Annotated in this window: 23 protein-coding genes and 1 pseudogene; 8 read left to right on the forward strand and 16 right to left on the reverse strand. The window is 40.4% G+C overall.

Features of this window, described 5'->3' with window-relative positions; all coding sequences use genetic code 11:
- Window positions 1-18: 18 nt before the first annotated feature.
- The 4 genes and pseudogenes from EGC80_RS14360 to EGC80_RS14380 all read right to left on the reverse strand — a co-directional run bounded on the left by EGC80_RS14360 (window position 19) and on the right by EGC80_RS14380 (window position 2707).
- The gene (locus EGC80_RS14360) at window positions 19-705 is read right to left on the reverse strand and encodes a ChrR family anti-sigma-E factor (RefSeq protein ID WP_124013856.1); all 687 of its coding nucleotides are present in this window, start codon (window positions 703-705) and stop codon (window positions 19-21) included.
- Window positions 698-1360 (reverse strand): sigma-70 family RNA polymerase sigma factor, encoded by a 663-nt coding sequence (locus tag EGC80_RS14365; RefSeq protein WP_101030861.1) that lies wholly within the window; start codon window positions 1358-1360, stop codon window positions 698-700. Before EGC80_RS14365 ends, EGC80_RS14360 begins: the two co-directional genes overlap by 8 nt.
- Before the next feature lie 137 nt (window positions 1361-1497).
- Window positions 1498-2088, reverse strand: a complete 591-nt coding sequence (locus EGC80_RS14370) for an LON peptidase substrate-binding domain-containing protein (protein WP_101030863.1) — start codon at window positions 2086-2088, stop codon at window positions 1498-1500.
- 58 nt (window positions 2089-2146) lie between these two features.
- Window positions 2147-2707, reverse strand: a pseudogene (locus EGC80_RS14380) (lipocalin family protein).
- A gap of 203 nt (window positions 2708-2910) precedes the next feature.
- Between EGC80_RS14380 and EGC80_RS14385 the strand changes: the two are divergent.
- The gene (locus EGC80_RS14385) at window positions 2911-3852 is read left to right on the forward strand and encodes a chemotaxis protein CheV (RefSeq protein WP_124013854.1); all 942 of its coding nucleotides are present in this window, start codon (window positions 2911-2913) and stop codon (window positions 3850-3852) included.
- Window positions 3853-3875: 23 nt separating this feature from the next.
- Here the strand turns inward: EGC80_RS14385 and EGC80_RS14390 are convergent, their stop codons facing one another.
- Window positions 3876-4529 (reverse strand): hypothetical protein, encoded by a 654-nt coding sequence (locus EGC80_RS14390; RefSeq protein WP_124013878.1) that lies wholly within the window; start codon window positions 4527-4529, stop codon window positions 3876-3878.
- Window positions 4530-4597: 68 nt separating this feature from the next.
- The gene (locus tag EGC80_RS14395; RefSeq protein WP_101030869.1) at window positions 4598-4957 is read right to left on the reverse strand and encodes a DUF2750 domain-containing protein; all 360 of its coding nucleotides are present in this window, start codon (window positions 4955-4957) and stop codon (window positions 4598-4600) included.
- A 513-nt stretch (window positions 4958-5470) separates the two neighbouring features.
- Between EGC80_RS14395 and EGC80_RS14400 the strand changes: the two genes are divergently transcribed.
- From EGC80_RS14400 to EGC80_RS14410, 3 genes are all read left to right on the forward strand, one after another.
- A complete protein-coding gene (locus tag EGC80_RS14400; protein ID WP_124013853.1) occupies window positions 5471-6709 on the forward strand; it encodes a lytic murein transglycosylase in 1239 nt (412 codons plus the stop codon).
- Between the two features lie 84 nt (window positions 6710-6793).
- The gene (locus tag EGC80_RS14405) at window positions 6794-7276 is read left to right on the forward strand and encodes an FKBP-type peptidyl-prolyl cis-trans isomerase (RefSeq protein WP_124013852.1); all 483 of its coding nucleotides are present in this window, start codon (window positions 6794-6796) and stop codon (window positions 7274-7276) included.
- A 99-nt stretch (window positions 7277-7375) separates the two neighbouring features.
- Complete coding sequence (locus tag EGC80_RS14410; protein WP_124013851.1) at window positions 7376-7603, forward strand: DUF3389 domain-containing protein; 228 nt, start codon at window positions 7376-7378, stop codon at window positions 7601-7603.
- Window positions 7604-7761: 158 nt separating this feature from the next.
- Here the strand turns inward: EGC80_RS14410 and EGC80_RS14415 are convergent, their stop codons facing one another.
- Entirely contained in the window at window positions 7762-8772 is a 1011-nt protein-coding gene (locus tag EGC80_RS14415; protein ID WP_124013850.1) for a glutathione S-transferase family protein, read from the reverse strand.
- 213 nt (window positions 8773-8985) lie between these two features.
- On the opposite strand from EGC80_RS14415, the gene EGC80_RS14420 reads away from it, so the two are divergent.
- Together EGC80_RS14420 and EGC80_RS14425 are read left to right on the forward strand one after the other, a co-directional pair.
- Window positions 8986-9654: an alpha/beta hydrolase gene (locus EGC80_RS14420; protein ID WP_124013849.1), complete on the forward strand. Its 669-nt coding sequence runs from the start codon at window positions 8986-8988 to the stop codon at window positions 9652-9654.
- 607 nt (window positions 9655-10261) lie between these two features.
- The gene (locus EGC80_RS14425) at window positions 10262-12172 is read left to right on the forward strand and encodes a bifunctional metallophosphatase/5'-nucleotidase (RefSeq protein ID WP_124013848.1); all 1911 of its coding nucleotides are present in this window, start codon (window positions 10262-10264) and stop codon (window positions 12170-12172) included.
- Between the two features lie 1014 nt (window positions 12173-13186).
- Here the strand turns inward: EGC80_RS14425 and EGC80_RS14430 are convergent.
- From EGC80_RS14430 to EGC80_RS14445, 4 genes are all read right to left on the reverse strand, one after another.
- Window positions 13187-14032 (reverse strand): D-hexose-6-phosphate mutarotase, encoded by an 846-nt coding sequence (locus tag EGC80_RS14430; RefSeq protein ID WP_124013847.1) that lies wholly within the window; start codon window positions 14030-14032, stop codon window positions 13187-13189.
- Between the two features lie 114 nt (window positions 14033-14146).
- Window positions 14147-14761, reverse strand: a complete 615-nt coding sequence (locus EGC80_RS14435) for a DUF938 domain-containing protein (protein ID WP_124013846.1) — start codon at window positions 14759-14761, stop codon at window positions 14147-14149.
- Complete coding sequence (locus EGC80_RS14440) at window positions 14761-15423, reverse strand: response regulator transcription factor (RefSeq protein WP_101030890.1); 663 nt, start codon at window positions 15421-15423, stop codon at window positions 14761-14763. The genes EGC80_RS14435 and EGC80_RS14440 overlap by 1 nt, the downstream gene beginning before the upstream one ends.
- Before the next feature lie 180 nt (window positions 15424-15603).
- Window positions 15604-16830, reverse strand: a complete 1227-nt coding sequence (locus EGC80_RS14445; RefSeq protein ID WP_124693489.1) for an RNA-guided endonuclease InsQ/TnpB family protein — start codon at window positions 16828-16830, stop codon at window positions 15604-15606.
- 76 nt (window positions 16831-16906) lie between these two features.
- Here EGC80_RS14445 and tnpA point away from each other — a divergent pair, with 76 nt between their 5' ends.
- Complete coding sequence (gene tnpA, locus EGC80_RS23030) at window positions 16907-17329, forward strand: IS200/IS605 family transposase (RefSeq protein ID WP_407695567.1); 423 nt, start codon at window positions 16907-16909, stop codon at window positions 17327-17329.
- A gap of 59 nt (window positions 17330-17388) precedes the next feature.
- Here tnpA and EGC80_RS14455 read toward each other — a convergent pair whose 3' ends face one another.
- The 3 genes from EGC80_RS14455 to EGC80_RS14465 form a co-directional block, all read right to left on the reverse strand.
- Window positions 17389-17826: an acyl-CoA thioesterase gene (locus tag EGC80_RS14455; RefSeq protein ID WP_101030892.1), complete on the reverse strand. Its 438-nt coding sequence runs from the start codon at window positions 17824-17826 to the stop codon at window positions 17389-17391.
- A 226-nt stretch (window positions 17827-18052) separates the two neighbouring features.
- A complete protein-coding gene (locus EGC80_RS14460; RefSeq protein WP_124014352.1) occupies window positions 18053-18592 on the reverse strand; it encodes a SixA phosphatase family protein in 540 nt (179 codons plus the stop codon).
- A gap of 4 nt (window positions 18593-18596) precedes the next feature.
- Window positions 18597-19313: an SIMPL domain-containing protein gene (locus EGC80_RS14465; protein WP_124014353.1), complete on the reverse strand. Its 717-nt coding sequence runs from the start codon at window positions 19311-19313 to the stop codon at window positions 18597-18599.
- Window positions 19314-19826: 513 nt separating this feature from the next.
- Here EGC80_RS14465 and EGC80_RS14470 point away from each other — a divergent pair.
- Window positions 19827-20711: an IS1595 family transposase gene (locus tag EGC80_RS14470; protein WP_124693443.1), complete on the forward strand. Its 885-nt coding sequence runs from the start codon at window positions 19827-19829 to the stop codon at window positions 20709-20711.
- A 105-nt stretch (window positions 20712-20816) separates the two neighbouring features.
- Here EGC80_RS14470 and EGC80_RS14475 read toward each other — a convergent pair whose 3' ends face one another.
- Window positions 20817-21881 carry a 3-deoxy-7-phosphoheptulonate synthase gene (locus tag EGC80_RS14475; RefSeq protein ID WP_101030898.1) on the reverse strand — a complete coding sequence of 355 codons (1065 nt, stop codon included), beginning with the start codon at window positions 21879-21881 and terminating at the stop codon, window positions 20817-20819.
- Window positions 21882-22075: 194 nt separating this feature from the next.
- Window positions 22076-22888 carry a posphoenolpyruvate synthetase regulatory kinase/phosphorylase PpsR gene (gene ppsR, locus EGC80_RS14480; RefSeq protein WP_101030900.1) on the reverse strand — a complete coding sequence of 271 codons (813 nt, stop codon included), beginning with the start codon at window positions 22886-22888 and terminating at the stop codon, window positions 22076-22078.
- Between the last annotated feature and the right edge of the window lie 81 nt (window positions 22889-22969).

Consider the following 22969-nt stretch of genomic DNA (forward strand, 5'->3'; position numbering starts at 1 on the left):
AAATTAATAAACCAATGATTAATAAAGTAAATCGCCAATTGGATTTAATAACTTACTTATGCCTTTAGTAAAATATAAAGGGGCATCAACAATGGTATAACACAAACAGCCTTCAAGTGTTTTAGGAGAATGTTGATGTTCTTTGTCGAGCAACATAAAATCACCAGGTTTATAAGTGTTGTAACAGTCGCTGAACTCTCCTGCGAGTAGTAAGGTCAGTTCTGCACCTTTATGAGTATGCTCAGGGATCTCACCATTAGCAGCTATGTGTAACAAGCTTGCTCTTGCTTGCGGCTCACCGGTATCGAGTCGTAAACGACTGACTTTGCCAATACCTTGCCAAGAAGCGTTAATTTTTTTACGAAAAACTCTTGGCAGTGGGTAATGATGACCTTTAATGCTGACACTGTTATCTTCAATGCTATTGTCGGTATTAGGTTGCGCAGCTTCTAAGGTATCTAAGGTTGAATTCAAGAACTGGGCAAGCAATGCATCTAGCTGATTATTATCAGTGCTATCAACCGATTGAGGTGCCGCAGTTGTATTAAATTGCTGGTCAGACAAGGTAATCGTCATTTGATCGAGTTGCTGTTGGCAATGTTGGCAAAATTCGGCGTGAGCAGAGATTGCCATCGACATAGACAGTGGAAGTTCGCCTTTAGCATGGAGAGACAGTAAATGCGGGTCTGGGTGGTAATTAATCATAGTGTTTCTCCATAAAACTTTTTAATTTTTCCAATCCTAGTCGAAGCCGAGATTTAACGGTGCCGATTGGAATATTAAGTTTATCTGCTAACTCTTGCTGAGTAAGCTCTTGCATATAGATGCCTTGGACTACTTGACGCTGCAGAGGAGGTAACTCTTTCACGTGCTGTAATAATGTTGCCGATAACAAAAAATCTTCATCATTATGTTCAGCGTCATCGGACTCAAATAAAGGCCAAATATCATCACCGAATGAATCTTCACGGTTATGTTGTACTTTACGAAGCATATCAAAACATTGATTGCGCATAATGGTAAACACCCAAGTACTTACCGCTGCTTTATCAACGTTGTATAGATGAGCTTTGGTCCACACTCGAGTCATGGTTTCTTGTACTAAGTCCATGGCTAAGCCTTGTGTGCTTAAACGTTGAACCCCAAAAGAATTAATTTTTGGGGAAAAATGTGAAAAAAGCTTAGCAAAAGAGGTTTTGCATCGATTGTTAGCTACTTTCATCATTAATGCAGCGAGTTCATCTGCTATTGGATTGGGTTCGTCTGTTTTCATAGCACCATTTCGATTAATTAAGGGTCTTTGTACAAGAGACCTCTTATCATAACCAATTTGTACGCTTTGTGATTGAACATTTTCCATTATTTTCACTCGCATCCAATAAATAAGTCATTAAGCTTAAGCATTTACTTTATCTATGCCTTAGCTCGTTCAAACTGAACAAAACATAATTCACAAATTTATACGCTGCGTAGTAGAGTTCAGATCACTCGTTGAGATTATTTTATAATATCGAGTAAGAATGATTTAGCTAATCTATGGTCATGACTATTAATACACTGATATTTTTCTTTTGAACTCAGAGGGATAATTTCAAGCCAACGTTGACATACCCAAGCGATATCATTAAATTTTTCTTCCGAATAATGAGCAAGATGCTGAGGATATTCCTGCAAAATCTGCTTCAAAGTACTGCTGAGCAGCTTATCTTTTTTACGATCTATCTGATGAATGTGTGGTTGTGCATTTTGTTGTTCAATAATATCGCTCGGCCAAGAATCAATTAAGCTCACATCTGCTCGCTTTAAACCGTCATCATCAACGCTGATTTGGTTAATTGTAAATGTTTTTTGCCCTTGAATACTGATACCCAGTAAGCCGTCTTCAAGCATTTCGAAGTCGATTATCTTGGTCAATGTACCGATAGGTAAGATGGATTTGTTATCATCAGCCAACATGCATAAGCCAAAACCTAAACCACTTTTAAGGGATTCGGAGACTAAGCGTTTATATCTCGGTTCAAAAATGCGCAATTGGGTATACCCCTGCGGTAATAAGCAAATAGTTAATGGGAAAATAGGGATTATCATAGCTGCCTCCATATGAAACTTAGTCGGTAATTTGATCTGTCATACGCTTCTATATGGGTTAACGATCATCTTTCTCTGGGGTATGATCAACCCAAATCAAATTATTGGGATCAATCGTTAAAGCGGATAACTTCATCATAAAGCGTTGTTTAATAATGGCATCAATGCTGGGTGTTCTTGATAAAATCCACGCATACTTGTCATTAGGGCCAATGACGAGGGCATCTGTGTAACGACCATTTTGGGCTTAAACGATGTCGTGGATTTGGTATGCACCATAGAATGGTCCGAAAAAAGAGACTTTTAGCAATCCTTGATTAGCGCCATTAATGAAATATGCTTTGCCTGTTGCCTGATCCCAGCGTTGCTTATCTTGTTTATATCCTCGATTAATAACCACAAGCTTGTCACCTTGCGGGTTATACTGCGCGGTCACATTTGACATGTTGCGCTCAAATGAGTGATCAAGGCGGGCAATTTCATACCAAGTTCCTATGTATTGCTCAATTTCAAAAGGTTTGACGACATCAACTGGTTTGTCAATCAGTGTACATGCTGATAAACCCAGTAAAGAAATACTGATGCTAAAAGTGCTTATTATTTTGGAAAATAATGTCATGTTGAAGCCTTAACTGAATGGTTAATACAATGGGAATTTATTGACCCAGAAAATAGAGTACGTATTGAGGTTGGTTATTGATCTTGTTTAATAAATTTTTTTCATTTTCGGTCACATAAATCTAGGTCTAACAACGATTATTGGTATTTTTTAAGTATAATTATTATTAATATTTGAAGTTGTATATTAGGTGGAAGTCGTTCATGAAAAAAGTGCTTGATACGGTTGATCAACGAACTAAGTTAGTGGGCGAAAATCGTTTAGAATTATTGTTATTTCGCATTAGTTCAAGTCAATTATTTGCTATTAATGTATTTAAAGTCAAAGAGGTAGTTAACTTACCTCCGTTAAATACCGTACCTGGTAGCAATCCTAATATTTATGGTGTGGCTAACATCAGAGGGATCTCGATCCCGGTGATTAATTTACGTGAAGCGATTGGTTTTTCACCCATGCCGGTAACCGAAGATAGCAAATTGATTATTACTGAATATAACCGCAGTGTGCAGGGCTTTTTAGTGGGTAATGTCGAGAACATTATTAATATGACGTGGAGTGATATTATGCCGCCACCCAAAACCGCTGGCGGAGATAACTACTTAACGGCGATAACAAGAATTGAAGATCAAGGGCAAGTGCGTTTGGTGTCTATTATTGATGTTGAAAAAGTGTTGGCTGAGATCATCGATTACGATGTGAAATTAACCGATGGGGTGCTCGACGAAGCGTTAGCGACGCAAATGCTTGGCCGTAAGGTATTAATCGTTGATGACTCATCTACTGCACGTAAGCAAGTAAGAGATACATTAAGTCAGCTAGGCCTTGAGATTGTTGAGGCGTCAGATGGACTTCAAGCGTTGCAATTACTGCAATCGTGGGCGGATGAAGGTCGTGATGTTGCAAATGAATTATTAATGATGATTACCGATGCAGAAATGCCTGAAATGGATGGTTATAAGTTGACCTTCGAAGTTCGTAATGATCCCAGAATGACATCGTTATTTATTACACTCAATACTTCTCTTAGTGGTAGTTTTAATCAAGCTATGGTGGAAAAAGTCGGCTGTAATGAATTTATCTCTAAATTTCAACCCGATTTATTAGTGCGCGTGGTCCAAGATCGTTTGCGCACTCTTATTGGCTAAATATTGGCTAGTCGCTAGGTCGTTTATTGGTCCATATCTTCGATTAACTCATCAAGAATAAGACGTTGATGTCCGGGGGTAACACCAATATTAAGCCGAGCGATTTTAACCGCATGACCAAATTGGGCTTTACCAAGCAGGGTAATGAGCTGCTGCAAAAAGCCACTGTCTAAAGACAAGGTTTGGCTATAGTGGCTAATGGCTTTGGTTAATGAGGTAAATACAATATCGTCAAACTCAAAACCGGTTTGATATTGACTACTATTACCGGCGATTTCCCCCTCGAGTAATACACCGTCAAGACTTAATGGCCAACCCCGAGCATTAATACGACCTTGGGCGATTTGATACATCATCCAAGCACTTTTCTTAAAGCCACCAAAAATCATACAATCAAATTCAGATTCTTTGAGTTCTTGCTCCGTCCAGTTAATGCCAATGGCTAAGTCTTTGCGATATAGGTGCATTAAATTATCTTTCACCGCATCACGACAATCCCAAATAGAGGTCAGCAGATTTTTCTTGGCTAACATATGGCATTCTTGGCAAGCGGGAATGGCTAGAGAGGGATGGGGAGTATGAGTCATTCTATAGTAATCAAAGGTATGGTTACTTGGCTCGTAGCAAAACCAACAAGTGTGGCGTTTGTCAAAAGGAACATCAATCAGAGTAGGCATGGGCACAGTATTATCAATAGGCTGTTCAATGACTCACAGCCTAGGTAGTAAGATTAAATTAACGTCGACTATTCTTGTTCAAAATCAACTAATTCTTTAGCCAGTACGATGGGGTCGATTTCTAGGCATTCTTGCTCTGCTTCCCAGTCAACACCAATTAATACGCCATCATCATTTAAGTCACTTACCCAGTATTCTAAAAATTCAGCCAGAGTGATGGTCACGGCATTGTAGTCAGCCCATTCATCAGTGCAGTGACTTTTTGCCGCAGTTTCACTTGACCAAAGTGGCATAACATCAGTTTCTTCAAATTCTGATGAGTCACATACAACCCAACCCTCACCGGTTTCATCTTGTAAGCCCCATAAGACTTGATGTTGTTTTACGCTTTCGATAAAGCCTGTTAATGCTGCTGTCTGTTCGGTCATGATAAATCGCTTAAATGAGTGAGAATTAAAATCATTATACGGACTCAATGAATAAGGAAAAGGCTTAATTAATGAAAATTTTATTATGTGAATTCTCGGTTGATATTTAGAGAGTAAATTCACTTCTTATCTGTTCACTTAACTGGGATGTTGCGCAACACTGGCCAATAGCATGACTGAAGGTATCGTTGCTGTAATTCTTATCTTCAGGCAACGTTATGTCACATCATACTCGTCTAAATAGCATACTGAAGCCTGTCTTTGGGGCGAGACTCAGGTATTTAAGTTGTTTAATATCTTAATTTATAATTGTGTCAACATGATACCGCGAACTGAAAAGCTTGAGTGGCACTGAGTGAACATATAATGATTGCTATTGTTATAACCTGTTTTTTTGTTTGTTAATTAAATTTTGTATAAATAAACAGGCTTTAATGATGACAGCTCTTGTTTCCTGATGGGCAATCAGTCACGATATTCATTATTCATTTTGTGCTAATTAAGTGTTGTTTCATGACGAAAAAAAGTCGGGTTCCTGTGTTTGTTGCTTCAATCATTTTATCTTGTACTGTGCTCAGTGCCTGTACGGCTTCGGCAACACCAAAGGTCAGTAATACGGTTGAGCCTGCCGATGACTTTGCCCAATGTGTGGTCAGATTACAGCAAAAAGCCAAGGATGCTGGAATTTCACAAGATATAATTGATACCACTGTGGCTCAGTTAACGTATGTGCCACGAGTGATTGAATTAGACAATCAACAACCAGAATTTACCACGACATTTGGTGATTATTTTGATAAGCGTGTGACCCCTTGGCGAGTTGAGCAAGGTCGAAAATTAATGGCTAAACATCAACCTTTATTAAACACGCTAACAAAAAAGTATGGGGTTCCAGGCCAGTATATTATGGCCTTTTGGGGGCTTGAAACCAATTTTGGCAGTTACAAAGGCAGCATGTCAGTGCTCGACTCACTGGCAACCTTGGCGTGCGACCCTCGTAGAAGTGATTATTTTACCGGTGAGTTACTACAAGCGCTTAAGCTAAAACAGCAATATCATTTTGATGATAAGAAAATGGTCGGTTCATGGGCTGGTGCGATGGGGCACACTCAGTTTATGCCGACCAACTACCGAAAATATGCGGTAGATGGCGATGGCGATGGGATTGCTGATCTGTGGAATAGTACCGATGATGCACTGACGTCAGCGGCAAACTTTTTACAACATCTAGGTTGGAAAGCCGATGAACGATGGGGGCGCGAAGTGTTGTTGCCTGATGATTATCCGTTTTCTTATTTAGGCGGCAAACATGTCTTACCACTCGTTAAATGGCATGAGCTTAATATTACCCAAGCGAATGGTCAGCCGTTATCTACACCAGACATGCAAGCGGCATTATATTTACCGGCAGGACATACAGGGCCAGCCTTCTTAGGTTATGACAACTTTAACGTGATTATGCGTTGGAATCGTTCTGAGTTTTATGCCATTGCGGTGGGCCATTTAGCCGACCGCATCAATGGCGCGTTACCATTAACACGCGCTGTGCCTAAACAAGCAAGGTTAAGCCGAGACACGGTAAAAAAATTACAGCAAAAGCTGAATGATGCTGGATTTGATGTCGGTGAGCCAGATGGTATTTTAGGTCGAAATTCAGTGTTAGGTTTGCAAGCCTTTCAACAGAAAAAAGGGCTTGTTGCTGATGGTTTCCCTGACGTACAAACATTTACCGCCTTGGGTATTAAACGATAGTGACGAGGTTATTGGCCACTTTTTTGTGGATGCATTAGCACGCTTTTGCTAAGCTTCGGCAAATTTTAGATTTAAGGAACGATAATGAGCATTAAAGACGATATGGTCGTGCAGTTTAATTACTCGCTACGTGATGAAAAAGGCGATGTGATTGAATCAAACGAAGGTCTTGAACCGATATCATATTTGCATGGTCATGACAACATGATGCCAGGTATCGAAGATGCTATTAATGGTAAACAAATTGGCGAGAAGTTCACCATTACGCCTCCTGCTGCCGATACCTATGGTGAACGCCAAGCTGATGCTGAACAACGCGTATCGGTGAAACATCTTGTTGGTGCAAAAGTATGGAAACCTGGCATGGCTGCTGTTGTTAATACTGACGAGGGCAAACGTCAAGTTACCATCATTAAAGTGGGTAAATTTATGGCAACGGTAGATGTGAATCATCCTCTATCAGGACGAGAATTAACCTTCGACATTGAAATTGTCGGTGCTCGTGACGCGTCAGATGAAGAAATTGCTCATGGCCATGCCCATGGTGCAGGTGGTCATCACCACTAATGAGTTTAATTTACTGTTAATGCTAAATTTAGGCGTAAATTAATTGGTGTATAAATCCCAAGTGAACACTTGGGATTTTTGTTTTTACAGTGAGTTATTATGGTTATTGATTTTTCTTTGGGTAGAATTATTGTTACTGTGCATGAAATTCAGTGCCGGTTTCATGATAGTCAATTGGTGCTCGCTGCATCAGTAGATGATATTAGTTGTTTTCATCAAGGGTTAGTGATTGTAGCCGATGCAGGGACGGTAAGGTGGAGTCTCAAACTCGATAATCCGTCGCAATTAGAGGCGTTACTTAACCACACCGGGATCCACGCGCAATAACTCATCAACATACGCCAAATCAAGCTTGCTGTTTGTATAGCTAACAAGGCGTATTGACGAGTCAATAGCGAGTCTATTGCACGTCAATACAAGGTAGAAAAGGCACAAACCACTTTTTTATAAGCATTTATTAGCCTATATGAGGTTAATTAGATTAGTTAAGTTGTCAGATCCGCACGGTTATGTGGTCGTAAATAGTCAATATCTGGACCAATAGGGACGATTTGAGTTGGATTGATATGTTGATGGCTGAAGTAATAATGCTGTTTTATATGGGTCATATTGACCGTTGCGGCAATGCCGGGTTGTTGATATAAATCACGTAAGTAAGCAGAAATATTTGGCATGCTTTCAATGGTATTGCGGTTGGTTTTGAAATGACCGACATAAACGCTGTCAAACCGGATTAATGTGGTGAACAGGCGCCAATCAGCTTCGGTTATGTGCTCACCCAACAAATAGCGTGTTCCTGTTAAGCGTGATTCAATGGTATCCAATGCCGAAAATAATGCACTGAACGCTTCTTCATAAGCCGCTTGTGAAGTCGCAAAACCGCTACGATACACCCCATTATTTATCTTATCGTAAATGAAGTTATTGAGTTCATCTATCTGCTGTTGCAATGCTTGGGGATAATAATCGAGGTCATTCCCCGTGAGATGATTGAAGGCACTGTTAAACATTCTGATGATTTCAGATGATTCATTACTGACAATGGTGTTGGTTTTTTTGTCCCACAGCAACGGCACCGTGACTCGACCATTATATTGAGGTTTGGCAAACTGATACAGCTGGTACAAAAAATCCTTTTGATACAAAGGATCCGCTTGTGCCCCGGTAATATGTCGGCCAATGCGGGATCCATTTGCATTGGCAAATTCCCAGCCATTTTCTCGCATATGGGGTTCAACGACAGTGACATCAATAAGCGCTTGTAATTGCTTTAACTGCCTAAAAATTAGGGTTCGATGTGCCCAAGGGCAGGCAAGTGATACGTACAGATGGTAGCGATTTGCTTCTGCCTTAAAGCCAGCATCTCCTGATGGGCCGGCTTGGCCATTAGCCGTCACCCAATGACGTAATTGAGCATTTTTTCGAACAAAATCACCGTTATTTTCTTCGGTAGCGTACCATTGGTCTACCCAATGGCCATTTTGTAATAAGCCCATTTTAGCTCACCTATTCAAGATATTTTCACTTATGATATAACAACTAAAATCGAATAAAAGATTAAAAAATTGGACTTTTTGTTCGATTAAATGCTGTGGATAGCATTGTAGCGGTATTATTTGTGATGATTAAGCGTGAATAATTCGATGTTAAAAATCAATTAACGTAAGATAGCCAGCAATATTGTTACTGTATTGAAAGGATTAATAAATATGCCTGCTCAGTTAGATAAAATCGTAGTTGAACCGCAATTACCCGCGACGTCTTGTGTTATTTGGTTACATGGATTAGGTGATTCTGGTGCCGGTTTTGCCCCCGTGGTGCCAGTGTTAGGTCTAAATAGTCAGCATAGTATTCGGTTTATTTTCCCCCATGCACCAGAACAAGCGGTGACGATTAATGGCGGTTTTGTGATGCGCTCATGGTACGACATTAAAAGCATGGACTTGCATGAACGCGCCGATATACAAGGCGTTATGGCGTCAGAGCAAGCTATCCGGCAGTTAATAGTTGATCAAATTAACAATGGTATATCTGCCGATAAAATCGTCTTAGCCGGTTTTAGCCAAGGTGGGGTAATGAGTTTGTTTACCGGTCTGCGTTTTGAGCAAAAACTAGCGGGCATTATGGCGTTATCTTGCTACTTACCTGGCGGAGAGAAACTACCTGAGCAATTATCAGCGGCTAACCAAAACACGCCTATTTGGCATAACCACGGTGAGCAAGATGATGTAGTACCCTTATTTGCAGGCAAAATGGCTAATGATGCCTTAAATGCTGCGGGTTACAGCACTTCGTGGAAAACTTACCCAATGCCGCACAGCGTGCTGCCTAATCAACTGGCAGATATAGGTCAATGGTTGCAGCAAGTTTTACGTTAATGTGATCTTAAGCATTTATTTTAAGGTGTTTGTTGTTTTACTTAAAAGACAATCAACCGTTTCTTCTTTTTGAGTAATTATCTACACTAATTTAAAGGCTTAGTTGTTTAAATGCAGCTAAGTCTTTTTTTTTAACGGTTAAAATATCAGTCTGAACATGACACTGTTCTATTTTTGGGACGAAATATGTTGTAACTAATTGTTAATATTGTATAAATTGTCACACTTCGTCATGAAAATGTCACATAACCTTGGCAATGTTTGCTACTATCATGTTGATGAAATTTAGAGTCTGTTGATCTTTCGAGATAAATTTAACGGTTGCTTGTGGTTAATTAAGATAAGCCCATGTTGATGCAGTGTCTTTACTCTGTCTTAACACGGTCTATTGCTGTCGCAGTAAACCACAAATACTGCCCGTTGGGTTCGGCTAAAAATGTTTTACTCTTTGTTGCAAGGTACTGGCTTAGAATGATTAAGCGTTACATCTTGAATCGCAATTAAAATTATTTTATCACGAGCCAATATTTGACCTCGAAAGAAAAACACACTCTCATCAGGTATAAAATAATAAATTATTCAAATTATTCAAATTATGGGGTCTTAAATGAACAAAACAATGTTTAAAGGTTTGCTGGCAACCGCGGTTATTGTTGCATTAACAGGTTGTAACGATAGCAACGATGATGTCAGTACGTTTAATTTACGCATTGCGCATATCAACGATACTCACTCGAGCTTTGATCCATCATCATTAGATTTTACCGCTCAAGTTAATTCTGAGGATATGAGTATTCGCACTTCTGCTGGTGGCTATCCTCGTGTTGCAACGGCATTAAAAAATGCCAGAACTATGGCTGCCGATGCTAATAAGCCTTTTCTCGCTTTACACGGTGGTGACGCTTTCCAAGGTTCGCTCTATTTCAATGTGTTAAAAGGTGCCGGTAATGCCACTTTATTGCGTGAAATGGGTCTTGATGCGATGGCGATCGGTAACCACGAGTTTGATCTTGGTGATGGTCCCTTTATTGAGTTTGCTAATAAGGTAAACTTTCCAATCCTTGCCGCTAACTTAGATGCTAGCGCTGACTCTCAAATGTCTGGCGTGACTAATATTAAACCTTATATCATTAAAGAATACGGTGACGTCAAAGTAGGTGTGTTTGGCCTAGTGTTAGAAGACATGAAGTCCATTTCTTCTCCTGGTGATGATTTAGCTTTTAATGGTGAAGTCGAAACTGCTCAAGCGACTGTTGATGCACTACAAGAGATGGGTGTTGATAAGATTGTGATGGTAAGCCACATTGGCTTAGATAGAGACATTCGCATTGCTGAAAGCGTCAACGGTGTCGACGTTATTGTTGGTGGTCATTCTCATACTCTACTAGGTGACTTCACTAATATAGGAAATGGTCAGGGGTCTAGCATCGCAGGTTATGCTGAGATGGTTACTAATCCAAATGGTACCACTAAAACGTGTATCGTGCAGGCGGGGGCTATTGCTCAAGCCATTGGTCAAGCAGATGTTACCTTTGAAGAAGGTGATGTTAAAACCTGTCAAGGTAATAACACTCTGTTAATCGATAATGACTTTATGCACAAGTATGATGGCGAGAACCGTGAGCCATTGATTGAAGCTGACCAAAGTGCAGCCGAAGCCTTTGTTGGTGAGCAAAATAATATTGCTATCACCGAAGAAGATGCCTTACTGCGTCGCATTATTGATATCGACTACAAGCCGCTAATTGAAGAATTTGAAGGTAAAGTGATTGGTCAGGTATTTGATGCTAACGATCCTGTTGATACCGGTATGTTAGACCATGTCCGTCAGCCAGGTGTTAAGCGCAATGGCGCTTCATTACCGGTAACGGGTTCTGAAGCGGGTGCTCATGTTGCTGAATCTATGGTTTGGAAGTTAAATCAACAGGGTTATGGTGTTGATATGGCAATTACAAACACAGGGGGGGTGCGTAATGACATTAAAAGTGACGCTGATGGTAACTTAACGGCGGGTTATGTTATTGGTTCACTCCTCTATTTCAGTAATGAGTTGGCTATTGTTGAGTTGAAGGGCAGTGATGTGACTCAATTACTTGAAGATACCATTAATTATTCACTAACCACGTCTTCAGGTTCGTTTCCAACATTTGCAAATATTCAATTCACTTTCAATGGCAAAGCCGTTGTTGGGGAGCAAATTGAAGATTTAAAAGTGTGTCCTAACGGCGTAGCTGCAGGCAATTGTGCTGATATTGTCCCTGAGACGGCTTACAAGATTTCTACCAATGCTTACATTGCTGGCGGCAAAGACGGTTATGACATTTTTGACACCAAGAAGCTTTCACCTGTTATTAAGTCAGGCTTTATTGATAACGAATCTATGATTGAATATGTAGAAGCGTTAACGATGGCGGGTAAGAAGTTAGAAGAAATTCCAACGGGATTAACTTTCATCGCGCCAACCAGTTTTGAAGCTAAGCTTGATAACCCAGTTGTTAAGCCAGCAGATAATCAATAATATAAATTATGTACAATATGTACAAATTGGTATGTATTAAATAAAAATTAATATTTATATTACATAAAAGGCAGCCTCGGCTGCTTTTTTATTGGCGTATGTTTAGTAGACTTACAATTTGATTAAATGCTATCGTTTCAGGGCAACCGCATGAACGTTTTTTTACTCATAAATTGTCCGATAAATATTCAATAATTGTACGGCCGTTAGTCTGAAAATAAGAGCGGATTAATGCAATCGAGTGCACCTTCATCAAATAGGTGAATTATTAAGCACTCATGCGGTCGCCCTGGCTATCGTTGGCTATCGAAGCGATACCCATTACATCAAGTAGCTGTTCAATCAACGGGTGTCAACGTTTTTAGATAAGTTAAATTGTTGTTGCCATCGTTATTTTATAGCTTCACCATTTTTGCGGAATATAGAGGGCGTTAGAACCCGTCCTAGGGCGTTACTCAGAATTTTAGCTCTGTGTTACATTGTTTTACAAGGGAATCACCATTATCACACCAATGCGCCTTAATCTGAAAAACCCAAGAGGTTCTGAATGATTAAAGAGTTAATGTCATTGGCATTGCTAAGGTTGAGCGGCTCATTTATATGATTAAGAGAAATTAATATGACAGGGATCTACAGATTGTTGATGTTAATCACATTGATCGCGTTTGCATTGATGAGTTATTTCGTCGGCAGCCAAACGGGAGCGGTGACTTTTATTGTGGCTGGCGGATTGCTTGAAACCGCTTTTTGGTTTGGTCTTTTTCGAAAACCTAGAAACAGAAATCTTGGATAGATTGAGCAAAAATAGTAAGCTGAATCGCTATTGAATTATCCTGCGACAGGTGTTGTTTTTCTCTTATGTTATCAATAATAAAATTTGATACGTGATATTAAAAAAGCAGCCTTAGCTGCTTTTTTGTCGGTATTATTGATCCTGTGAGCCGGTAAATAATTTTGTGGCATGCTCGTAATATCGACTTATCTATCTTACTTGTCACAAACTTTTACGTGATGTTATTTCCAACCAATATGTGTCGTCATTGTGTGACTCTGTCCTGGGGCTAATAACACGTAATCTTCTAGCACATTAGCCGCTTCTAAACACACCATGGTTAAGTAATCATCGGGATTAAAACGAGATAAACGCACCGACTTATCAATCCAGGGATTCCATAACACCGCCGATTGGCTGTTTTCACGGCTGACAACAATAGTACCATTTTGCGTGTGTAACTCCTGAGTATGAGCTAGTTTGGTATACACTCTGTCGGTTTCTTGGTCAAATTGAACCACATCGTCATCTTGTTTAAACGGTCCTTCACCAAATTCAATGTATTGTGAGCCTTCAAAGCCACTTGCGGTAAGTTGGTGAATATTTTCAATGGGAAAATAGCTGTGCAATGCTTGAGTAAGCGTAACGTCATAATGTGCATTATTAGTATTGACCAAACTGACCGATAAGGTTTCGCCTAAGGTGAACAATACCTTTATTTGGCTATCGTGGGGCCAATACTGCTTATCTATTTCACCTGCTGGTAGGGTAAAAATCAAATCAACTAATTGATCGCGCATCTTAACGGATTCGAGCGACCAAATTTTATTACGTGCAAATCCATGTTGCGGAAATCCTAGGGTGTTGCTCATGCCAAACCATGGCCAGCAAATCGGGATCCCCCCCCTTATACCATTACCTGGTTGGTAATCGTCGGCGTTTGATACCCATAATAATGGCTCTTTACCCGCGGGAGTAAATTGATCGATTTGAGCCCCTTGCATAAAAATACGTGCTTGGCAAAGTGTAGTATCGACGGCGACGTAATCTAGACCATTGGGATGTCTTTTAGTGGTAACCAAACCCATAATGCGTGTCCTTGTGTATTGTTGCTCAGAGTCGATAGCTTACAAGGTTTTTTGTCAGTAAGTCACCAATCGTTTTGGATAATTGTGTTGATTACTTGACTAAGATGAAGCTGGTTACTTTATAAAATGTAACATGCGGTTATTAGCGGGCATAGCGATGTCTTCTTGAAGTGTTAACCCTTGTTGAAGCGCTAGTTGGCCGATCCATTCGATGTCGCGGATGCCACTGTGAGGATTATTTTGTTGCAGCAATAAATTAAATTGTCGATTACTGTCACTGGTAAATTGGCCTTGGTAATTAAACGGACCATATATGACCAGTGAGCCTGAATGAGTCAATACACTGCCGATACCGCCAAAAAACGCTTCAACCATCGTTTGACTCATAATATGCAAGGTATTAGCACTGAATATCGCATCAAGGTGTGGTGTGAATTGTGGCCATGGTTGTGTTACATCTAAAGTGATGGCGGGTTGTAAGTTTGGGGAGGCTTGCAAATTGAGCCGCGTTTGCAGAGTTGGAAGATAATGTTGTTGATCGCTTGGTTGCCAGCGAAGATGCGCAAGGTTTTTTGCAAAATAGACGCTGTGCTGGCCCGTGCCGCTGCCAATTTCGAGTATATGGAGCCTATTGGCAAACCATTTTGCCAATAGGGTTAAGATAGGCTGCTTATTATTGTCACAAGCTTGTGAAAAGGGCAGTTGTTGTAGCGATAATGATTGAGGCATTACAAGATATCAATTCTATCCATGGCTAATTGTTGCAATGCTATCACCGCTTGAGTGCGATTGCGAACACCCAGTTTACGAAATATAGCAGTCGCATGTGCTTTGATTGTGGCCTCTGACACCCCAAAATCATAGGCAATTTGTTTGTTGAGTAATCCTTCAGCAAACATCTGTAACACCCGATATTGTTGTGGAGTTAAATCAGACAATCGGTTGGCCATTTTGTCAGTCGGATCATCAGAAACGGGGATAATTTGAGTGCCTTTGGGTAACCAGATATCACCATATAACACTGCATTTAACGCTTCAGTCAATGACTCCATCGAAGCCGACTTAGGGATAAATCCACTACTGCCATAATGTACTGATCGGCTTATGGTATTGATGTCTTCATGGGCAGAGATCACCACCACGGGGATATCAGGATAATGCGTTCTAAGGTGGATAAGTGTTGAGTAACCGTGTGAACCCGGCATTTGTAGGTCAAGTAAGATTAAGTCAAATGGCTTCTCTTTTTCATCAAGAACCCTTTGTAATGCTTCGGCACTATCAGCCTCAAACCATTGCGTTTGTTCAAATGTATTACTCAATGCTAGCCTTAAGGCATTACGGAATAATGGATGGTCATCTGCAATGATGATGTTTAAATTTTCGAGCTTCATGGCATTTTTTATTCTATGTTGCACGCGAAGATAACTCAATGTAACAGAAAAGTAATCGAGTATTCTATTGCTTTATGTCACATTGTGGTTTTTTTTTGAATAAAAACAGTACAAAGGTGAATTACCCCGCGACTTCGCTTCGCTCTGATCACGGGGCTTCTGCAATCTAGCTTTTAACGACTAAGCTGCTTCTTTTTTCTCAGTTTCCACACCAAACTTTGATAGCTCAAAGACTTTCGTTTTAATCGATGTTTTCTGCTGAAATTTGGGGGTTACCCTGGCGACTATCCCAGTCGCCATTAAATCATTTTCGCCTGTGTTCTCGATAGACTTAGCTGCCGCTAAATCTCTGCACTGGACTAAACCGCAGCTTTCGCAGGCAAATTCTCGCACGATAAGGCCAAACTTGTGCGGGTGTTTGCATTGATAACAAATGCCTGTCGATTTCACAAACCGACCAATTTCATGGTAAATACCGCCATTCAATTCAACTTTGTATTTAGTCAGCGAAGTGATCATACCCATCACGTTATCGTTCACCATATGGCCGTTAAATTGCTGCATACCTTTCACGTTTAAATCCTCAAACACTATGATATCACTGGTCTTGGCTATCGAACATGATACTTCGTGAGCGAACGCTAGGCGTTGGCGTGAGATTTTTCCGTGAAGTGTATTTAAGCGGGATTTGGTTTTATGCCAGCGACTAGAGCCCTTTTCCCTTCGGCTCAACTGGACTTGAATTTGCTTTAGCTTTGTTGATGAACGTTTAAGAGCTTTTGGGTTTTTAACGTACCAACCGTTCGAACCTACAACCGTATGCTGACTGTTAATGTCGTAGCCTACAATTGAATGCAAGACCCGCTTCGCGGTCTTGCATTCAACCTCTTGGGTGATCGATACATTCCATTTACCATGTGATAGTTGGACAGTAACAGTCTTGATTTCACTGACTAATTTACGGTGTAAAACAATCGGTACTTTGCCAATTTTCGGAATGCTGACCGCACCATTTTCGATGCGGATACAGTTCGAGTTATTTACACACCTAAAACTGTCATTGTGCAGTTTTTTCTGTTTGAAGCTGACTTTAAACGTCGGGAATTTTTGCAACCGACTCTTAGAAAAAGAGTTTTTCAAAGCCGTATCCAGATCCCTTGCCACTTGCTGTGCAGCCGCAGAATCAAAGGATTTTAACCAAGAGAACTCTTCGAATACCTTTAACTCTTTAATTAATTTTGCCATTTCTGGATAGAACAAAAACGTTTTGTCGTACCTATAACGACGCAGATTTTCTGACAACAACAAATTCCACAACCCACGAGCATATGAGCCAAACTCAATGAGTTTGGCTTCCTGTTCTGCTGTCGGTTTGAGCCGAAAGTTGTATCTGAGCGTTTTTTTCATATACTGTATAGACTACTGTGTAGTTTGAGATAGTCAAGTGGAATACCAAACCAATTCACACTGTAAGTATCTCATTGTGCTGCACTTAATACTGGTTGTTAAATATCGAAAGCAACTACTACATGGTGAAGTTGGCGAGTTTATGAAGAGAGCTGTTCTAGATATTTCGCAGAAGTCTGACTTTTCAGTTGAAGAGATCGAAATAGACAGGGGTCACATACACATTCTTTTGAGGATTTCGCCAAGATATGCTGTTGGGCAGCATGTTAGAAGAATTAAGCAGCAAACCAACAGATTAATTTGGAGTAGATATCCGAACCTTAAAAAGCAATTTTGGTTGGAGAATACTTTTTGGTCTGATGGATATTTTGCTTGCTCAGTCGGCAATGCCTCCGCTGATACAATCGAAAATATATTCAAGAGCAAGCTTAGTTTATCGATTCATCCCCGCGACTTTCGCTACGCTCGGATCACGGGGTTTTCTCGACAGATTAGATAAATTTTAGTTGAATGAATAAAATAAAAATGCAGCCATTAGGCTGCATTAGAAAGGGCATATTAATTGTGCGGCCACACTTGGGTTGGGTTTCTGTTTTCATCTACCGCAACAAAAGTAAACACTCCGCGTATCGCATGTTCACGATGATCCTTGTACATGTCTTCGACATAAATATTCACTTCAACTTTAAGTGATGTATTACCAACATGGATAACATTTGCAATCAGCTCAGCCAAGCTGCCAGCGGGTATCGCTTTTTTAAAATCGATACGATCAGAACTGACGGTAACTAAAGTTTTACGACAAAAACGGGTGGCGGCGATAAAAGCCGTTTCATCCATCCAAGCTAAAGCATCGCCACCAAATAAGGTGTTATGGTGATTGGTATTAGAGGGAAAAATAGCCTTTATAACGCGCGCTTCTGATTGAGCAATCCGTGCTGCAATATCATCAGGGAAATCGGTTTGGGTTTGTGCGGGGTTTTGAGTAAGGGACATACAACTACCTAATGTTATGCAGATTAACAAAGATTTAAGCGAAAAAAGCGGCGCATTATACTGTATTGCGTTTAGCCATGTCGATGTCACTGTGCCAATTGAGCTTAATAGAGCCCGTTTATTAGCCCTTCAGTGACCTGGCCACCGCATGATTGGCACTGCAGGTGACATGGCTTAGTCTTTAGTCTTTAGTATTTTGTATTAGTATTGACCTTACATTTGCCCATTAATAACGCAGTAAAACACAGGAGACCATTTGTTTATTTTGATTGAGCGTCACAATATACAGACGATCAAACTCATTCGCATCATCGATCGGACGTTGTTTTTCTGCGCTGAGTCGTTCAACTAAATCTGTCGACGTATTACTGTGACCAACCACTAAAATATTTCCTTGTTGAGTTAATAGTTGTTGAGTGAATACGGCCATATCGCGAGGGTCATAAACACTCAGATTGAGTTGCTGATCTTGGCTGACGGCAGTCGCAGTTTCACGGGTACGATTATAGTCAGTGGTGAACACCTTAGTTAGCGGTGTACTGGATAACACCTTCGCTAGGCGTAACGCCCGTAATTGACCTTGTGCGGACAAACTCGGATCTTTACCATCCAGTTTTTCAGCATGTCTGACAATAAAAATAACTTGATGGTTTTTTGGGGGAGTGGCGGGATGAGTAAGTTCAACCGATGCGGGAGCATTCGCCATTAATGGAGCACACATTAGGCTCATTAAACCGATTAGAAAAGAGGTGAATAATTGCTTCATGTTGTTAATCCGCTAAATAATATTCGATGGTTGATACTACGCGTACCTGTTTAATATAAGGCGTGTTTTTATCACGATTACTGATACTGAATTGCCCCTGAGTGGCTTTCTTAATTTTACCTAATCGACTTTGCGAGTCGGAAGCAAATTTTTTGGCGACTGAACGCGCATTGGTTGTCGACTCTTCAATCATTTTGGGTTTAACGTCATTTAATCGGCTAAAAATATATTCAACTTGGGCATCATAGTTATTTTGAGAAAAGACAATACCCATTTTACCCAGTTCAGTTAATTTGGGCATCACAGCGCGTACTTTTTCGATGTCGTTAGAATAGACTGTAATCGTTTGTGACCCCGTGTAGCGTAATTCTATCGGTTGATTTCCACCATATTGTTGCGCCAACTTATCGGTAATCGTGGGCGCGGTGAGCGTAACTTCTTTTGGGGCAACATTTAGCTCGGCTAGAAAGCTAACGACTTGGTTGCTTTGGGCTTCAAGCTGTTTGTAGAGTTCATCGAGATTATTATTGGCCGCAGTAAATTGAATAGGCCAAATGACGATGTCGGCAGGATATTCATTTTCTGCTAAGCCTTTTACCGTGACACTTCGATCGAGTAACTTATATTCAATAATAGCTTGTTTAAGTAATACGCCTAGTGTGCCGAGACCCAGCGCAATCAATATGCCAAAAATAGCAGCACTACGAGACGAACTTTGCATAACAACATCCTTATGGGGGAGTGTGTGGAATGATGACATTGGTTTTTTAGCTAACGCGATTATCTGTTAATAATTGTCCACGGTTATTAAACATCATTATTTACGTTAAAGATAAGCGTTATCGACAATATTAAGCCTCCAAATTAATGACAATCATAATCGAATATGTGCTGAATGTTGGTTTTATGGATTATTTTTAATCCTAGTGTTAGCAAATGCAACCTTCAGTCGGTCACTCAGTGGCGTGGCTTGAGTGAATTAATCCGTTACGCTCGAGCATACAATAGGAGGTTCAGCAATGCGTTGCGTACATTATCCTTGCGTCACTTGTCACTTGTCACTTATCCCTTCTGAGGACGTTATTGATCGTAATAAATTGAATTAATTATATAAAAATGCCAACCATAAATGGCTGGCATTAGGAAACGACTATATAAAGTATCATGCCTATGCATCTGAGTCAGTTTTGGCCTATTCTTATAGTATAAATCAAGACTAGAAGTGAGATTTGCTATGAAAATGCCTGAAACGAGTTTTTTTGAATGGCAACGTCAATTCAGCGCTGAAATTGATTGCTTAAATCACATTAAGAAAATGAGATGGCCTAATGGTTTTGTTTGCCCTAGATGCTCTTGTGAGCATGCCTATGAGCTTACAACCCGCAATGTATATGAATGCAGTCAATGTCATAAACAAACATCGGTCACAGCAGACACATTATTCCACGGTAGCCGTATTCCTATCACTAAGTGGTTTTGGGCAATCTACTTTTTAGGCTCAGATAAAGGCAGTATTTCAGCATTAAGATTGAGCAAGCACATTGAAGTTAATTGGCGAACGGCACGTTTGATATTAAGTAAGCTGAGAACGGCTATGGGCCATAGAGACAGCTTATATAGACTGTCAGGCGTTATTGAAATTGATGATGCGTTAGTGGGTGGCAGAAGGAAGGGCAAGCGTGGACGTGGAGCAGAAGGTAAAACACCTGTTTTAGTTGCCGTTGAAAGCAAAGGAAAAAGAGCTGGATTTATTGCTATGCAGGCTGTGAATAGCGTTTGCCATGATAGTGTTGAAAAGTTCGTTGCCAAACACTTAACGAGACAGCAAAAAGTGCATACAGACGGCTTACCTGCGTTGAACATTATAGATAAGACTCAACAACATGAAGCGAGGGTTACCCCCAGTGAGCTTGTTGATGAATGGCTGCCTTGGGTTCATATTGCCATTGGTAACTTAAAGGCATTTTTACTTGGGACATTTCATGGTGTTTCAGGAAAGTACCTACAAGAATACCTGAGCGAGTTCTGTTATCGGTTCAATCGTAGACAAATGGAAAGAGAAATACCTAACAGATTGTTAAATTTGGCAATAATTCACACGCCAATACATTCTTACTGAGCCAACTGCATAGGCATGTAAAGTATTGATAATAGTATAGCCGTTATACAAAGAGGATCGTAATTGGCTTTTTATTGTGTTCGTCACTAGCCTGTGACGTGACCGCTATTTTGCCAGTAAGGCTTTACGTTCTTTCGACGCTTGGGCTAAATCGCGTAACAGCTTTTCAGAATCGGCCCAATGTAAACAGGCATCGGTAATACTTTGTCCGTAAACTAATGGTTGGCCTTTAACCACTTTCTGGTTGCCCTCAATCATAAAGCTTTCAGCCATGATACCGGCTATCGCAGTGCTTCCATTACGCAGTTGCGCCATGATGCTATCGGCAACCTTCAATTGGTTTTGATGTTGTTTCTCACTGTTACCGTGGCTAAAATCTACCACCATACGTTGAGTCACGCCCACTTGCTCTAATTGAGCGCGAGCTACTTCAATATCTTCTGCACTATAGTTAGGTGTTTTACCACCCCGTAAAATAATGTGGCCAAATGGATTGCCATGAGTACGGTAAACTGCCATCGCACCATCTTTATCCGGAGAATAAAAAATGTGTGGCGCTTGAGCAGCGCGCACCGCATCAACAGCGATATTAATGTTACCGTCAGTACCATTTTTAAAGCCGACTGGGCATGATAGCGCTGAAGCCATTTCACGGTGAATTTGGCTTTCAGTGGTACGAGCCCCAATAGCACCCCAGGTAATAAGATCTGCAATGTATTGACCGTTAACCATGTCTAAAAACTCCGTAGCGATAGGGAGTTTTAATTCGGTAATCTGTTGCAGCAGTTCACGTGCGATGCGTAAGCCTTTATTTGGGCTAAAGCTGCCGTCTAAGTCTGGATCTGAAATTAAGCCTTTCCAGCCCACAATAGTTCGTGGTTTTTCAAAGTAGACTCGCATTACAATGCACAAATCATCTTTTAGCTCATGGTGTAATGCGGATAAGCGCTCTGCATATTCGAGTGCTGCTTTAGTGTCATGGATTGAGCAAGGGCCAATAATCACCAATAAGCGTTGATCTTCGCCTGCAATAATCGCTTCAACTTCTCGGCGCTGGGCAACAAGATAGTCAGCAGCATCTTGAGTCAAAGGGTATTCTGATGCCAGCTGCGCGGGTGAAATGACTTTGCTTAAAAGGGTAGTTCGTAGTTCATCTGTTTTAATTGTCATGCATATTACCGAGAAATCGTGAGATGCATCTGCATCATATTGCCCGAGATTATATACCCAAAGAAGTTCAACATGCGAGGCTTAGCCTCGGATTCTAGTGGCTAAAAAACAGATTGCCGTAAAAGACTCACCCGAATCAAGCTAGTGAACTCGGGTTTAAAAGCCTTTTTACAGTGCTTTTTATTGTTTATAAATTAGAACATGTGGCGATCTAAACCGGTTATGTCGATAATTTTTGTGGCAATTTCTTCTACGGAATGATTGGTAGTATTCACAAAAGGAATACGCTCTTTTTTATACATCATCTCGACTTCTTTTACTTCAAGTCGGCACTGTCTTAATGATGAATATCGACTGTTTTCCATGCGGCTTTGACGAATTTCATGTAAACGATGTGGGTCTATTGTTAGGCCAAATAATTTTGATTTATTACGTTTCAATGCTTCAGGTAACTTGAGATCATCCATGTCATCTTCAGTAAATGGGTAGTTTGCAGCTTTAATACCAAACTGCATTGACAGATATAAGCTTGAGGGTGTTTTGCCGCAACGCGACACACCTAATAAAATGATATCGGCTTTATCCATGTGTTTCATGGTCTGACCGTCATCATTTTCCATAGTGTAGTTAATCGCATCGATACGGGTTTCATAACCGTGGTTACTTTTACCATGGGTTCGGTGTAATAAAGGCTTAGCTTGTATACCTAAGTGTTGTTCTAATGGCGCAACAAAGGTGTTCAAAAAGTCATAATCGACACATTCACTTGAAAATATAACATTGCGGATTTCAGGATTAATGATTGAGTGAAACACAAGTGGTCTAACGCCTGTTGTAATAAAACAATCATTTATTTGTTGCTTAACTTTTTGAGCTCGCACAACCGTTTCCACAAAAGGAATTGTAAGTGCTTCAAATTCTAAAGGAAACTGCGAAAGTACCGCATGTCCAAAAACCTCTGCTGTGATCGCGGTCCCATCTGAAATATAGAATACTTTTGGTGTCATTCTGACCTCTTGTAGTAATAAAATTACAAATAAAATTATAGATTTACGCTTGTTGTGTGGGAGTGTAAGATGCTATTGCCC

Origin of the sequence: Shewanella psychromarinicola, assembly GCF_003855155.1 — a bacterium.
GTDB classification, from domain to species: Bacteria; Pseudomonadota; Gammaproteobacteria; order Enterobacterales; family Shewanellaceae; genus Shewanella; species Shewanella psychromarinicola.